The 15,079-nt window shown below is 67.3% G+C and carries 10 protein-coding genes; 8 read left to right on the top strand and 2 right to left on the bottom strand.

Features of this window, described 5'->3' with window-relative positions; translation table 11 throughout:
* The 8 genes from nuoL to aroA are packed head-to-tail and all read left to right on the top strand — an operon-like array spanning nucleotide 1 to nucleotide 10,468.
* Complete coding sequence (gene nuoL, locus KF941_RS09820; RefSeq protein ID WP_116222954.1) at nucleotides 1-2,100, top strand: NADH-quinone oxidoreductase subunit L; 2,100 nt, start codon at nucleotides 1-3, stop codon at nucleotides 2,098-2,100.
* Nucleotide 2,101: 1 nt separating this feature from the next.
* The gene (locus KF941_RS09815) at nucleotides 2,102-3,643 is read left to right on the top strand and encodes an NADH-quinone oxidoreductase subunit M (protein WP_036751381.1); all 1,542 of its coding nucleotides are present in this window, start codon (nucleotides 2,102-2,104) and stop codon (nucleotides 3,641-3,643) included.
* Between the two features lie 9 nt (nucleotides 3,644-3,652).
* Nucleotides 3,653-5,152 (top strand): NADH-quinone oxidoreductase subunit NuoN, encoded by a 1,500-nt coding sequence (nuoN, locus tag KF941_RS09810; protein WP_114534816.1) that lies wholly within the window; start codon nucleotides 3,653-3,655, stop codon nucleotides 5,150-5,152.
* Entirely contained in the window at nucleotides 5,145-5,903 is a 759-nt protein-coding gene (locus KF941_RS09805; protein WP_214273230.1) for a biotin--[acetyl-CoA-carboxylase] ligase, read from the top strand. Before nuoN ends, KF941_RS09805 begins: the two co-directional genes overlap by 8 nt.
* Nucleotides 5,904-5,908: 5 nt before the next feature.
* Entirely contained in the window at nucleotides 5,909-6,688 is a 780-nt protein-coding gene (locus tag KF941_RS09800) for a type III pantothenate kinase (protein WP_214273229.1), read from the top strand.
* Complete coding sequence (locus tag KF941_RS09795) at nucleotides 6,681-8,357, top strand: ribonuclease J (protein WP_072460967.1); 1,677 nt, start codon at nucleotides 6,681-6,683, stop codon at nucleotides 8,355-8,357. Before KF941_RS09800 ends, KF941_RS09795 begins: the two co-directional genes overlap by 8 nt.
* A 20-nt stretch (nucleotides 8,358-8,377) precedes the next feature.
* Complete coding sequence (locus KF941_RS09790; RefSeq protein ID WP_214273228.1) at nucleotides 8,378-9,079, top strand: tRNA (guanine(46)-N(7))-methyltransferase TrmB; 702 nt, start codon at nucleotides 8,378-8,380, stop codon at nucleotides 9,077-9,079.
* A 57-nt stretch (nucleotides 9,080-9,136) separates the two neighbouring features.
* The gene (gene aroA, locus KF941_RS09785; protein ID WP_036751442.1) at nucleotides 9,137-10,468 is read left to right on the top strand and encodes a 3-phosphoshikimate 1-carboxyvinyltransferase; all 1,332 of its coding nucleotides are present in this window, start codon (nucleotides 9,137-9,139) and stop codon (nucleotides 10,466-10,468) included.
* Nucleotides 10,469-10,614: 146 nt separating this feature from the next.
* Here aroA and KF941_RS09780 read toward each other — a convergent pair whose 3' ends face one another.
* Both KF941_RS09780 and KF941_RS09775 read right to left on the bottom strand, forming a co-directional pair.
* A complete protein-coding gene (locus KF941_RS09780; protein ID WP_036751369.1) occupies nucleotides 10,615-12,519 on the bottom strand; it encodes a propionyl-CoA synthetase in 1,905 nt (634 codons plus the stop codon).
* 243 nt (nucleotides 12,520-12,762) lie between these two features.
* Nucleotides 12,763-15,042 carry an NADP-dependent malic enzyme gene (locus KF941_RS09775; protein ID WP_116222950.1) on the bottom strand — a complete coding sequence of 760 codons (2,280 nt, stop codon included), beginning with the start codon at nucleotides 15,040-15,042 and terminating at the stop codon, nucleotides 12,763-12,765.
* Nucleotides 15,043-15,079: the final 37 nt, after the last annotated feature.

The raw sequence follows: 15,079 nt of genomic DNA, 5'->3' as shown, positions 1-15,079 counted from the left end.
ATGGAAAAATTCGTCCTCTTCGCGCCGCTCATCGCGTCGCTGATCGCCGGGCTGGGCTGGCGCGCGATCGGCGAGAAGGCCGCGCAATACCTGACCACGGGCGTGCTGTTCCTCAGCTGCCTGATCAGCTGGTATCTGTTCTTGTCCTTCGACGGCGTGCCGCGGCACATCCCGGTGCTGGACTGGGTCGTGACCGGCGACTTCCATGCCGAATGGGCCATCCGCATGGACCGGCTGACCGCGATCATGCTGATCGTGGTGACGACGGTCTCGGCGCTCGTCCACATGTATTCGCTGGGCTACATGGCCCATGACGACAACTGGACGCATGACGAGCATTACAAGGCGCGCTTCTTCGCCTATCTCTCGTTCTTCACCTTCGCCATGCTGATGCTGGTGACGGCGGACAACCTGCTGCAGATGTTCTTCGGCTGGGAGGGCGTGGGCGTCGCCTCCTACCTGCTGATCGGCTTCTACTACAAGAAGGCCAGCGCCAATGCCGCGGCGATGAAGGCGTTCATCGTCAACCGCGTCGGCGACTTTGGCTTCCTGCTGGGCATCTTCGGCCTTTACTGGCTGACCGGCTCGGTCCAGTTCGACGAGATCTTCCGCCAGGTGCCCCAGCTTGCGCAGACCGACATGCATTTCCTGTGGCGCGACTGGAACGCGGCGAACCTGCTGGGCTTCCTGCTGTTCGTCGGCGCCATGGGCAAGTCGGCGCAGCTTCTGCTGCACACCTGGCTGCCGGACGCGATGGAAGGCCCGACCCCGGTTTCGGCGCTGATCCACGCCGCGACCATGGTCACGGCGGGCGTGTTCCTGGTCTGCCGCATGTCGCCGCTTTACGAATTCGCGCCGGACGCCAAGAACTTCATCGTCATCATCGGCGCCACCACCGCCTTCTTCGCCGCGACCGTGGGCTTGGTGCAGAACGACATCAAGCGCGTCATCGCCTATTCGACCTGCTCGCAGCTGGGCTACATGTTCGTGGCGGCGGGCGTCGGCGTCTATTCGGCGGCCATGTTCCACCTGCTGACCCACGCCTTCTTCAAGGCCATGCTGTTCCTGGGCGCCGGCTCGGTGATCCATGCCATGCACCATGAACAGGACATGCGGAACTATGGCGCGCTGCGGAAGAAGATTCCCTTGACCTTCTGGGCGATGATGATCGGCACCTTCGCCATCACCGGCGTCGGCATCCCGCTGACCCATCTGGGCTTCGCCGGCTTCCTGTCCAAGGACGCGATCATCGAAAGCGCCTATGCGGGCAGCGGCTATGCCTTCTGGCTGCTGGTCATCGCGGCCTGCTTCACCAGCTTCTACAGCTGGCGGCTGATCTTCCTGACCTTCTACGGCAAGCCGCGCGGCGACCATCATGCCCATGACCATGCGCATGAAAGCCCGCCGGTCATGACCATCCCGCTGGGCGTGCTGGCCGTGGGCGCGGTCTTTGCCGGCATGGTCTGGTATGGTCCCTTCTTCGGCGACCACCACAAGGTCACGGAATATTTCCACATCGCCGGCGCGCAGCATGAGGCCGCCGAGGGCGAGGAGGCCGCGGAACACGCGACTACCGAGGCCCCCGCTGCCGATACGGCCGCCGAGGCCGAGCCCGCCGCCGAGGCCGCCCATGCCGAGGTTGCCGCGCCGGTCGGTGGTGCGATCTACATGCATCCCGACAACCACATCATGGACGAGGCGCATCATGCGCCGGCCTGGGTCAAGGTCTCGCCCTTCATCGCCATGGTTCTGGGGCTGATCACCGCCTGGACCTTCTATATCGCCAACCCGTCGCTGCCCAAGCGGCTGGCGGCGCAGCAGCCGGCGCTGTATCAGTTCCTGCTCAACAAATGGTATTTCGACGAGATCTACGACTTCATCTTCGTCCGGCCGGCGAAATGGCTTGGTCGCGTGCTGTGGAAGGGCGGCGACGGCGCCGTCATCGACGGCACCATCAACGGGGTGGCCATGGGGTTGATCCCGCGGCTGACCCGCGCGGCGGTCCGGGTGCAATCGGGCTATCTGTTCCACTACGCCTTCGCGATGGTTCTGGGCATCGTGGGCTTGCTGATCTGGGTGATGATGCGGGGCGCGCACTGACATGACGAACCTTCTTTCCATCATCACCTTCCTGCCGATCGTCGCCGCCATCATCATGGCGCTGTTCCTGCGCGGCCAGGACGAGGCCGCGGCGCGCAACGCCAAGTGGCTGGCGCTGCTGACCACGACGGCGACCTTCGTGATCTCGCTTTTCGTGCTGTTCCGCTTCGACCCGGCGAACACCGGCTTCCAGTTCGTCGAGGATCACGCCTGGATCATGGGCCTGCGCTACAAGATGGGCGTGGACGGGATCTCGGTGCTGTTCGTGCTGCTGACCACCTTCATGATGCCGCTGACCATCCTTTCGACCTGGCAGGTAGAGGACAAGGTCAAGGAATACATGATCGCCTTCCTGGTGCTGGAAGGGCTGATGATCGGCGTCTTCACCGCGCTCGACCTGGTGCTGTTCTACCTGTTCTTCGAGGCGGGGCTGATCCCGATGTTCCTGATCATCGGCATCTGGGGCGGCAAGGACCGCATCTATGCGTCCTTCAAGTTCTTCCTCTACACCTTCCTCGGCTCGGTGCTGATGCTGGTGGCGATGATCGCCATGTATCGCATGGCGGGCACCACCGACATCCCGACGCTGCTGACCTTCGACTTCCCGTCGGACAACTTCCGCCTGCTGGGCATGACCGTGGTCGGCGGCATGCAGATGCTGCTGTTCCTGGCCTTCTTTGCCAGCTTCGCGGTCAAGATGCCGATGTGGCCGGTCCATACCTGGCTGCCCGACGCGCACGTGCAGGCGCCGACCGCCGGCTCGGTCCTGCTGGCCGCGGTGCTGCTGAAGATGGGCGGCTACGGCTTCCTGCGCTTCAGCCTGCCGATGTTCCCGGTCGCCAGCGGCGTGGCCCAGCCCTATGTCTTCTGGCTGTCGGCCATCGCCATCGTCTACACCTCGCTGGTGGCGCTGGCGCAGTCGGACATGAAGAAGGTCATCGCCTATTCCTCGGTCGCCCACATGGGCTACGTGACCATGGGCGTCTTTGCCGCGAACCAGATCGGCGTCGACGGCGCGATCTTCCAGATGCTGTCGCACGGCTTCATCTCGGGCGCGCTGTTCCTGTGCGTCGGCGTGATCTACGACCGCATGCACACGCGGGAAATCGACGCCTATGGCGGGCTGGTGAACCGGATGCCGGCCTATGCGGCGGTGTTCATGTTCTTCACCATGGCGAACGTGGGCCTGCCCGGCACCTCGGGTTTCGTGGGCGAGTTCCTGACGCTGATGGGGGTCTTCCGGGTCGACACCTGGGTGGCGCTGGTCGCGACGTCGGGGGTGATCCTGTCGGCGGCCTACGCGCTTTGGCTTTATCGCCGGGTGACGCTGGGCCAGCTGATCAAGGAAAGCCTCAAGTCGATCACCGACATGACCCCGCGCGAGCGCTGGGTGTTCATTCCGCTGATCGCGATGACGCTGATCCTGGGCGTCTATCCGCGGTTCGTCACCGACGTGACCGGCCCGGCGGTCGCAGCGCTCGTCCAAGACTACAACCAGAGCCAGCCGGCGGCACCCGTCGCCACGGCCCAAGCCAGCCACTAGGGGACGGACATGACCTCGCTCGATTTCTCGACCATTCTGCCCGAGGTGGTGCTGGCCGGATACGCCCTTGCCGCCCTGATGGCGGGGGCCTATCTCGGCAAGGACAGGCTGGCCCGGACGCTGCTTTGGGTCACGGTCGCGGCCTTCCTGCTTGTCGCGGCGATGGTGGGCCTGGGCAGCCATGCCGACGGCACCGCCTTCCACGGCATGTTCATCGACGACGGCTTCTCGCGCTTTGCCAAGGTGGTGACGCTGGTCGCCGCCGCCGCCGTGCTGGCGATGAGCGCCGATTACATGCAGCGTCGCAACATGCTGCGCTTCGAGTTCCCGATCATCGTGGCGCTGGCGGTGCTGGGCATGATGTTCATGGTCTCGGCAGGCGACCTCTTGACGCTCTACATGGGGCTGGAGCTGCAATCGCTGGCGCTTTACGTCGTCGCCGCCATGCGCCGCGACTCGGTGCGCTCGTCCGAGGCGGGGCTGAAGTATTTCGTCCTCGGCTCGCTTTCCTCGGGCCTGCTGCTCTATGGCGCCTCGCTGGTCTACGGCTTTGCCGGCACCACCGGGTTCGAGGGCATCGTCTCGACCATCCAGGGCGGGCATCTGTCCCTGGGCGTGCTGTTCGGGCTGGTGTTCATGCTGGTCGGCCTGAGCTTCAAGGTCTCGGCCGTGCCCTTCCACATGTGGACGCCCGATGTCTACGAGGGTTCGCCCACGCCGGTGACGGCCTTTTTCGCCACCGCGCCCAAGGTTGCGGCCATGGCGCTGATCGCGCGGCTGGTCTTCGACGCCTTCGGCCATGTCATCGGCGACTGGAGCCAGATCGTCGCGGCGCTGGCGGTGATGTCGATGTTCCTAGGTTCGATCGCCGGGATCGGCCAGACCAACATCAAGCGGCTGATGGCCTATTCCTCGATCGCGCATATGGGCTTTGCCCTGGTCGGCTTGGCCGCCGGCACCGCCATCGGCGTGCAGACCATGCTGCTTTACATGACCATCTATGCGGTGATGAACATCGGCACCTTCGCCTTCATCCTGTCGATGGAGCGCGACGGCGTGCCAGTCACCGACCTCGCTTCGCTGAACCGTTTCGCCTGGACCGATCCGGTCAAGGCGCTGGCCATGCTGGTGCTGATGTTCAGCCTGGCGGGCGTGCCCCCGACGCTGGGCTTCTTTGCCAAGTTCGGCGTGCTGACGGCGGCGGTCGATGCCGGCATGGGCTGGCTGGCGGTGCTGGGCGTCATCGCCTCGGTCATCGGCGCCTTCTATTACCTGCGCATCGTCTATTACATGTATTTCGGCGGCGAATCCGAGGGGATGAGTTCGCGCATGGGCGCGGTGCAATACCTGGCGCTGATGCTGCCGGCCCTGGCCATGCTGGTGGGCGCGATCAGCATGTTCGGCGTCGATGCCGCCGCCGGCCGTGCCGCCGAGACCCTGGTCGGCCCGGTCGCCGCTGTCGAACAGCCCGCCGAGACCCTGCAAGCCGAGCCCGCGCAAGGTGAGTGATGCCTGGCCCGAGCGCGTGGCCCGCCATGTGCTGGCCCGCACCGACAGCACCAATGCCGAGGCGCTGAAGCTGGCGCCCGGCCTTTCCGGTCCCGCCTGGGTGATGGCCCGCGAGCAATTCGCGGGCCGTGGCCGTCGCGGGCGCGAATGGGTCATGCCGGCGGGGAATTTCGCCGGCACGCTGGTCCTGCGCCCGCAGGGCGGGCCGATGGCGGCGGCGCAGCTGTCCTTCGTCGCGGCGCTGGCGCTTTACGATGCGCTTGGCCTGGCCTGCGGGCCGGCCGCGCGGCTGGCGATCAAGTGGCCCAACGACGTGCTGCTGAACGGCGGCAAGGTGGCGGGCATCCTGCTGGAAAGCTCGGGCTCGGGTCCGGGGGTGCAGGCGGTGGCGGTGGGCATCGGCGTCAACCTGGCGGCGGCGCCCGATGCCGGCGCGGTCGAACCCGGCGCGACCCCGCCGGTTTCCGTGCAGGGCGAGACCGGCCACGCCGTCGATCCCGAGGAATTCCTGGACCTGCTGGCCCCGGCCTTCGCGCGCTGGCAGGCGCAGCTGGACGCCTATGGCTTCGCCCCGATCCGCAACGCCTGGCTGGCCCGCGCCGCCCGGCTGGGCGAGCCGATCATCGCCCGCACCGGCGCGACCGAAAGCCGCGGCATCTTCGAGGGCATCGACGACAGCGGCGCGCTGGTCCTGCGCGGTCCGGCGGGGCGGCAGGTCATCCCCGCCGCCGAAGTCTATTTCGGAGGCTGATCGCCATGCTGCTTTGCATCGACACCGGCAACACCAACACGGTCTTTTCCGTCTGGGACGGCGAGAAATTCGTCGGCCTCTGGCGCATCTCGACCGACCACCGCCGCACGGCGGACGAATATTTCGTCTGGCTGTCCACGCTGATTTCCCTGCAGAAGCTGGAACTGAATATCGACGCCTGCATCATCAGCTCGACCGCGCCGCGGGTGGTGTTCAACCTGCGCGTGCTGTGCAACCGCTATTTCGACACCCGTCCGCTGGTGGTGGGCAAGCCGGACTGCCTGCTGCCGGTGGCGCCGCGGGTGGATTTCGGCACCGTGGTCGGCCCCGACCGGCTGGTGAACACCTGGGGCGCCTATGAGCGGCACGGGCCGGACCTGATCGTGGTCGATTTCGGCACCGCGACGACCTTCGACGTGGTGGACACCGACGGCGCCTATGTGGGCGGCGTCATCGCGCCGGGGGTGAACCTGTCGCTCGAGGCGCTGCACATGGGCGCGGCCAGCCTGCCGCATGTCGATGTGACCATGCCGCCCAAGGTGATCGGCACCAATACGGTGGCCTGCATCCAGTCCGGCATCTACTGGGGCTATATCGGCCTGGTGCAGGGCGTGGTGGACAAGATCCGCGAGGAACGCGGGCGGCCGATGAAGGTTATAGCAACGGGCGGGCTTGCACCGCTGTTCGACCAGGGATTTGATTTGTTCGACGTGATCGAGGACGATTTGACCATGCACGGCCTGCGCCTGATCCATGATTACAACAAGGAGATGGGCAATGGCTGAGCGCCTGATCTATCTGCCGCTGGGCGGCGCGGGCGAAATCGGCATGAACGCCTATGTCTACGGCTACGGCCAGCCGGGGCGCGAGCGGCTGATCGTCGTCGACCTGGGCGTGACCTTCGGCGACATGGATTCTGCGCCGGGCATCGACCTGATCATGGCCGATGTCGCCTGGCTGGAGCAGAACCGCGACCGCATCGACGCCATCTTCATCACCCACGGGCACGAGGATCACGTCGGCGCGCTTGGCCTGCTGTGGCCCAAGCTGCAAAAGCCGGTGCATTGCCGCCGCTTCACCGGCGCGCTGGCGCGGCTGAAGCTGGAAGAGGCCGGCCAGCCCGTCGACCAGCTGCATATCCACGCCCCGCGCCCCGCGGTGGTGACGGCCGGTCCCTTCCGGGTGCAATTCGTGCCCGTCAGCCATTCGATCCCGGAAAGCTCGGCGCTGATCATCGACACGCCGGCGGGCCGCATCGTGCATACCGGCGATTTCAAGCTGGACGGCACCCCGGTGGTGGGCGAGCCCTTCGACCCGATCCTGTGGCACGACATCGCGGGCGAAGGGCAGGGGGTCAAGGTTCTGACCTGCGATTCCACCAATGTCTTTTCCCCCCATCCCGGCCGGTCCGAGGCGGTGCTGGCCAATCCGCTATTGGATTTCGTCATGGCGCAGCGGCAGATGGTGGTGGCGACGACCTTCGCCAGCAACATCGCCCGCCTCAAGACCCTGGCCGAGGCCGGCCTTGCCGCCGGCCGCAAGATCTGCCTGCTCGGCCGCGCCATGCGCCGCATGGTGACGGTCGGGGTCGAGACCGGGATCCTGACCAATTTCCCGCCGGTGATCGGCCCCGAGGAGGCCTCGGAACTGCCGCGCGACAAGGTGATGCTGATCGTGACCGGCAGCCAGGGCGAACGCCGCGCCGCCAGCGCCCAGCTGTCGCGCGGCCGCTACCTGGGGATCGAGCTGAAAGAGGGGGACAGCTTCCTCTTCAGCTCGCGCACCATCCCCGGAAATGAGCGCGGGGTGATCCGCATCATGAACGCGCTGTCGGAAATGGGCGTGGACCTCTATGACGGGGACGACGGCACCTATCACGTCTCGGGCCATGCCAACCGCCCGGACATCGAGGCGGTCCACGATCTGTTGAAGCCGCAGATCGTCATCCCGATGCATGGCGAGCATATGCACCTGCGCGAACATGCCAAGCTGGCGCAGGCGCGCGGCATTCCCGCGGCGGTGGCGACCAACGGCACCATGCTGGACCTGACCGGCCCGGTGCCGCGGGTGGTGGACCAGATCGACACCGGCCGGCTTTACCTGGACGGCACGGTGCTGATCGGCGCCATGGACGGTGTGGTGCGCGACCGCATCCGCATGGCGCTGAACGGCCATGCCATGGTCTCGGTCATCATCGACGAGGACGACACGCCCCTGCCCGACGCCTGGGTGGAACTGTCCGGCCTGCCGGAACTGGGCCGCGCCGGCGTGCCGCTGGCCCGCAATATCGAAAGCGAGCTGGCCGAGTTCCTGGAACGCGCCGACGACCGCACGGTGATGGACGACGACCGCCTGGAAGAGGCGATCCGCAAGATCACCCGCCAGGTCTCGATGGAGGAGATCGGCAAGAAGCCCGAGGTGACGGTGGTGATCTCGCGCCTCGCCGCCGAGTGACCGGACCGGCTGGACCAAGCATGAGCGAATTCGACCCGACCCCACCGCGCCGCAATTTCTATGGCCGCCGCCACGGCAAGACCCTGCGCCAGTCGCAAAAGGGCTACCTGTCCGAGGATCTGGGCAGCCTGCGCCCGCGCGGCATCACCGTCCAGGACAACCCCGAGCGCAAGCCCATCGACCCGGCGGCAATCTTCGGCGACGACCGCCCGGTCTGGCTGGAGGTCGGCTTCGGCGGCGGCGAGCACATGGTCCACATGGCCGCCCGCTATCCCGAAATCGGCATCATCGGCTGCGAGCCCTTCATCAACGGCGTCGCCATGCTCCTGGGCAAGATCCGCGCGGCGGGCGTCAGCAATGTCAGCGTGCATCCCGGCGATGCGCGCGACCTGATGGACGTGCTGCCCGATGCTTCGATCTCGCGCGCTTTCCTGAACTATCCCGACCCCTGGCCCAAGGCGCGCCACCACCGCCGCCGCTTCGTCACGCCCGAGCATCTGATCCCGCTGGCCCGCGTCATGCGGCCGGGCGCCGAGTTCCGCGTCGCGACCGACATCCCCGATTACGTTCGCCAGACGCTGGAAGAGGTGCCGCAGGCCGGTTTCGAACTGATCGCCGAGGGGCCTGAGCCCTGGGACGACTGGCCCAGCACCCGCTATGAGCAAAAGGCCCTGCGCGAGGGGCGGGCGCCGCATTACGTCACTTTCCGCCGCAAGGGCTGATTGCAACCCCGGCCCGTGACCGCTATCACCTTGCGCGACACGCACCAGGGGGCCTTCATGTCACATTCCGCCGAACCGCTGCCGATGACCGCCCGCCGCTCGGGCCCCCTGGCCGGCGAGGCCAAGGTGCCGGGCGACAAGTCGATCAGCCACCGCGCGCTGATCCTGGGCGCGCTGGCGGTGGGCGAGACCCATATCACCGGGCTGCTGGAGGGCCAGGACGTGCTGGACACGGCCTCGGCGATGCGGGCCTTCGGCGCGCAGGTCGAGCGCCTGGGCGAGGGGGAATGGCGGGTGAGGGGCGTCGGCGTCGGCGGCTTCGCCGAGCCCGAGGGCGTGATCGACTGCGGCAATTCCGGCACCGGCGTGCGGCTGATCATGGGCGCCATGGCGACGACGCCGATCACCGCCACCTTTACCGGCGACGCCAGCCTGTCGCGCCGGCCGATGGGCCGCGTCACCGACCCGCTGGAGTTGTTCGGCGCTCAGGTGACGGCCCGCGAAGGCAAGCGCCTGCCCCTGACCATCAGGGGCGCGGCCGATCCGGTGCCGGTGCGCTACAAGACCCCGGTCGCCAGCGCCCAGATCAAGTCGGCAGTGCTGCTGGCCGGCCTGAATGCGCCGGGCGAGACGGTGGTGGTCGAATCCGAACCGACCCGCGACCATACCGAACGCATGCTCGCGGGCTTCGGCGCCAGCATCCGCAGCGAGACGACGGATGAAGGCCATGTCATCACCCTGCAAGGCCGGCCGGAACTGAAGCCGCAGCCGGTGGCGGTGCCGCGCGACCCGTCCAGCGCCGCCTTTCCGGTGGCGGCGGCGCTGATCGTGCCCGGCTCGCAGATCCGCGTCCCCGGCGTCAGCCGCAACCCGACCCGCGACGGGCTCTATGTCACCTTGCTGGAAATGGGCGCCGACATCAGCTTCCAGAACCAGCGCGAAGAGGGCGGCGAGCCGGTCGCCGACCTCGTCGTCCGCCATGGCCCGCTGAAGGGCGTGACCGTGCCGCCCGAGCGCGCCGCCAGCATGATCGACGAATTCCCGATCCTCTCGGTCATCGCCTGCTTTGCCGAGGGCACGACCGTCATGCAGGGCGTCCACGAATTGCGCGTCAAGGAAAGCGACCGGATCGAGGCCATGGCCACCGGCCTTGTCGCCAATGGCGCGGCTGTCGAGACCACCCCGGACACCATGACCGTCCATGGCAAGGGCGGGCTGACGGGCGGCGCCACCTGCGCCACGCATCTCGACCACCGCATCGCCATGTCCTTCCTGGTCGCGGGCCTTGCCTCCGAGCAGCCGATCACGGTGGACGACGGCGGCCCGATCGCCACCTCCTTCCCGGATTTCCTGCCGCTGATGCGCGGCCTCGGTGCGCGGATCGACTGAAACCGCGCAGAAGCCGGGGGCTGTCTGCCCCCGGACCCCCGAGGATGCTTATGCACGAAAGAAGCACAGGCGGCGCCGGATGGGGCGCCGCCTGTGGTCTTTCTCCGTTGCACAAATACCCATGCGACAGTGCCGCCGGGCGGGGTCTAGCCCGCCTTGGCGGCTTCGGGATAGCCGATCCCTGCCAGCGCCTCGCGGATCTCGTCCAGGATCGCCGGGTCGTCGATGGTGGCGGGGGTCTTGAAGGGCTCGCCATCGGCGATCTTGGCCATGGTGGCGCGCAGGATCTTGCCCGAACGGGTCTTGGGCAGCCGGTCCACCACGCAGGCCGACTTGAAGGCCGCGACCGGGCCGATCTTGTCGCGCACCAGCTTGACCACCTCGCGCACCACCTGCTCATGCGGCGTCGCGACCCCGGCCTTGAGGCACAGGAAGCCGACGGGCGACTGGCCCTTGAGGCTGTCCGCCACGCCGATCACCGCGCATTCCGCGACGGCGGGATGGCTGGCCAGCACCTCTTCCATGGCGCCGGTCGACAGCCGGTGGCCGGCGACGTTGATCACGTCGTCGGTGCGCGCCATGATGTAGAGATAGCCCTCCTCGTCGATATAGCCGGCATCGCCGGTCTCGTAATAGCCGGGGAAATGGTCGAGATAGGACTTGCGAAAGCGGCTTTCGGCATTCCACAGCCCCGGCAGCGTGCCGGGCGGCAGGGGCAGCTTGACCGCGATGGCGCCCAGCGTGCCTGCGGGCACCGGGTGGCCGGCCTCGTCCAGCACCTGCACGTCATAGCCGGGCATCGGCACCGACGGGCTGCCGAGCTTGGTCGGCAGGGTCTCGATGCCGATGGGATTGGCGGCGATGGCCCAGCCGGTCTCGGTCTGCCACCAGTGATCGACCACCGGCACGCCCAGATGTTCCTGCGCCCATTTCACCGTGTCGGGGTCGGCGCGCTCGCCGGCCAGGAACAGGGCTTGCAGGTCGTGCAGCTTGTAGCGGCGGATCCATTCGCCCTCGGGATCCTCGCGGCGGATGGCGCGCAGGGCGGTGGGGGCGGTGAAGAAGCTCTTGATGCGGTGGTTCTGGATGATGCGCCAGAAGACGCCCGGATGCGGGGTGCCGACCGGCTTGCCCTCGAAGACCACGGTGGTCGCGCCGGCGATCAGCGGCCCGTAGCAGATATAGCTGTGGCCGACGACCCAGCCCACGTCCGAGGCGGCCCAGAAACGGTCGCCGGCGGCGATGTTGTAGATGTTGGTCATCGACCATTGCAGCGCCACCAGATGGCCGGCGGTATGGCGCACCACGCCCTTGGGCTGGCCGGTGGTCCCCGAGGTATAAAGGATATAGGCCGGGTGGTTGCCCTCGACCGGGACGCATTCGGCGGGCTTCACGCCGTATTGGAAGCCGTGCCAGTTGAAGTCGCGGCCCTCGACCAGCTTGGCCACCTCCTGCTCGCGCTGGAAGATCACGCAGAACTCGGGCTTGTGCTGGGCCATGTCGATGGCGGCGTCGAGCAGCGGCTTGTAATGGACGACCCGGTTCGGCTCGAGCCCGCAGGAGGCGGCGATGATCGCCTTGGGCTGGCAATCGTCGATGCGCACCGCCAGCTCGTTCGCCGCAAAGCCGCCGAAGACCACGGAATGGATGGCGCCCAGCCGGGCGCAGGCCAGCATCGCCTCCAGCGCCTCGGGGATCATCGGCATGTAGATGATGACGCGGTCGCCCTTTTCGACGCCGCGCATGCGCAGCGCCCCGGCCAGCGAGGCGACGCGATCCTGCAATTGCTTGTAGGTGATGCCCTTGGACGACAGCGTGATCGGGCTTTCGTGCTGGATGGCGACCTGGTCGCCGCGGCCGGCCAGGACATGGCGGTCCACCGCGTTCCAGCAGGTGTTGACCATCCCGTCCGAGAACCATTCGTAGATGGGGGCCTTGTCGTCGAAAAGCGCCTTCGAGGGCTCGCGCTCCCAGTCGATCGCCCCGGCCGCCTGCATCCAGAAACCCTCGGGATCTGCCTGCCAGGCGGAATAGATCTCACGATATCCCATGAACCAACTCCTCCCCGGATGAATGGGCCGGAGTTATGCGCGCCCGAGGCCAGGGCGCAAGGATGTTATCGCCCACAGTCGCGGGGTGCGACGGAAAGTTTTGCAGAATGCCGCGCCGCGGCGTGAAATAGTTTGCAAAGGGCGCGGGACTTTGCTGCGCGCTGAAAAACCCGTGCCGTTTTGCAAAAACCGGCCGGCCGGGCGGGGCGGCGGCAGAATCACCGCGCCCCCGCCCGCCTGCGCCTAGCGATAATGATCGACCGGGGTGCCGGCGATGGCGCTCATGTTCAGCAGCCCGCGGGTGGTGATCGAGGGGGTGACGATATGGGCGCGGTTGCCCATGCCCATCAGGATCGGCCCGACCTCCAGCCCGTTGGCCTTGAGCTTGAGCGCGTTGCGCACCCCCGAGGCCGAGTCGGTGCCCGAGAACACCAGCGCGTTCGCCGCCCCCTCGATGCGCGAGCGCGGCAGCAGGCGTTCGCGGATCGCGGGGTCGAGCGCGGAATCGACATGCATCTCGCCGTCGAAGATGAAATCGACGCCGCGCGCCTCGAGGATCGCCAGCGCGGCGCGCATCTTGCGCCCCGACTCGGTGTCGAGGTTGCCGAATTGCGAATGGCTGCACAGCGCGACCTTGGGCGTCACGCCGAAGCGGCGGACATGGCGGGCGGCGCCGATGGCGGCCTCGGCCACCTGTTCGGGGGTGGGGGCGTGGTTGACCTGGGTGTCGGCGATGAACAGCGGCCCGTCCTCGAGGATCATCAGCGACAGCGCGCCATGCGGGCGCAGCCCGTCGCGGGCCAGGATCTGGGTGATATAGTTCAGGTGCCAGCTGTATTGGCCAAAGGTGCCGCAGATCAGGCTGTCGGCTTCGCCCCGATGCACCATGACGGCGCCGATGGCGGTGGTGTTGGTGCGCATGATGGCGCGGGCAATGTCCGGCGTCACGCCGCGCCGGGCCATCAGCTCGTGATAGGTGCCCCAGTAGTCGCGATAGCGCGGGTCGTTTTCCGGGTTCACGATCTCGAAGTCGCGGCCGGGGCGGATCGGCAGGCCGGCGCGCTCGGCGCGCATCTCGATCACCTCGGGGCGGCCGATCAGGATCGGCGCGTCGGTGGTTTCCTCGAGCATGGCGTTTGCCGCGCGCAGCACCCGCTCGTCCTCGCCCTCGGCAAAGACGATGCGGCGCTTGGCGGTGGCGGCGGCCTCGAAGACCGGGCGCATGATCAGCGCCGAGCGGAAAACCGAGCCGTCCAGCTTGCGCTTGTAGGCGGCGACGTCCTCCAGCGGCCGGGTGGCGACGCCGGTCTCCATCGCGGCGCGGGCGACGGCGGTGGAGACGACGCCGATCAGCCGCGGGTCGAAGGGCTTGGGGATCAGGTAATCCGCACCGAAGCTCAGCTTCTCGCCGCGATAGGCCATCGCCGCCTCGGCGCTGGTGGTGGCGCGGGCCAGCGCGGCGATGCCCTCGATGCAGGCCAGCTGCATCTCGTCGTTGATCGTGGTCGCGCCCACGTCCAGCGCGCCGCGGAAGATGAAGGGAAAGCACAGGACGTTGTTGACCTGGTTCGGATAGTCGCTGCGCCCGGTGGCGATGATCGCCTCGGGGGCGACGGCACGGGCATCCTCGGGCAGGATCTCGGGCGTGGGGTTGGCCAGCGCAAAGATGATCGGCCGCTTGGCCATCCGGGCCACCATCTCGGGCTTCAGCACGCCGGGGCCGGACAGGCCCAGGAACAGGTCCGCGCCCTCGATCACCTGGTCCAGCGTGCGCAGGTCGGTCTTTTGCGCATATTCCGCCTTTTGCGGCGTCATCTCTTCGGTCCGGCCCTCATGGACCAGGCCGGCGATGTCGCAAAGCCAGACGTTCTCGCGCTTGACGCCCAGCTTCAGCAGCATGTTGAGGCAGGCGATGCCGGCCGCGCCGCCGCCGGTCGAGACCACCTTGATGTCCTCGAAACGCTTGTGGGCGATGTGCAGGGCGTTGGTCGCGGCGGCGCCGACGACGATGGCGGTGCCGTGCTGGTCGTCGTGGAAGACCGGGATGTTCATCCGCTCGCGGCACAGCTTCTCGACGATGAAGCAGTCGGGGGCCTTGATGTCTTCCAGGTTGATCGCGCCGAAGGTCGGCTCCAGCGCGCAGACGATCTCGGCCAGCTTCTCGGGGTCGGGCTCGTTCAGCTCCAGGTCGAAGCAGTCGATATTGGCGAATTTCTTGAACAGGACCGCCTTGCCCTCCATCACCGGCTTCGAGGCCAGCGCGCCGATATTGCCCAGTCCCAGCACGGCGGTGCCGTTCGAGACCACGGCGACGAGGTTGCCGCGCGCGGTATAGCGGGCGGCCGTGGCGGGGTCGGCCTTGATCTCCAGGCAGGCTTCTGCCACGCCGGGCGAATAGGCGCGGCTCAGGTCGCGGCCGTTGGCAAGGGGCTTGGTCGCCCGGACCTCGAGCTTACCGGGGCGCGGATACTCGTGATAATCCAGTGCCGCCTGCCGGGCGTTGTCCTGCCTGCGTTCTTCCATCGCCAGACCCTCTCCTCTCAAGATGGTTCAGCGTTAA

It is taken from the genome of Paracoccus sp. pheM1, assembly GCF_018499825.1.
Lineage (GTDB): Bacteria > Pseudomonadota > Alphaproteobacteria > Rhodobacterales > Rhodobacteraceae > Paracoccus > Paracoccus versutus.
The sequence above is the reverse complement of the archived record's forward strand: the minus strand, read 5'-3'. Positions and strand labels throughout refer to the sequence as shown.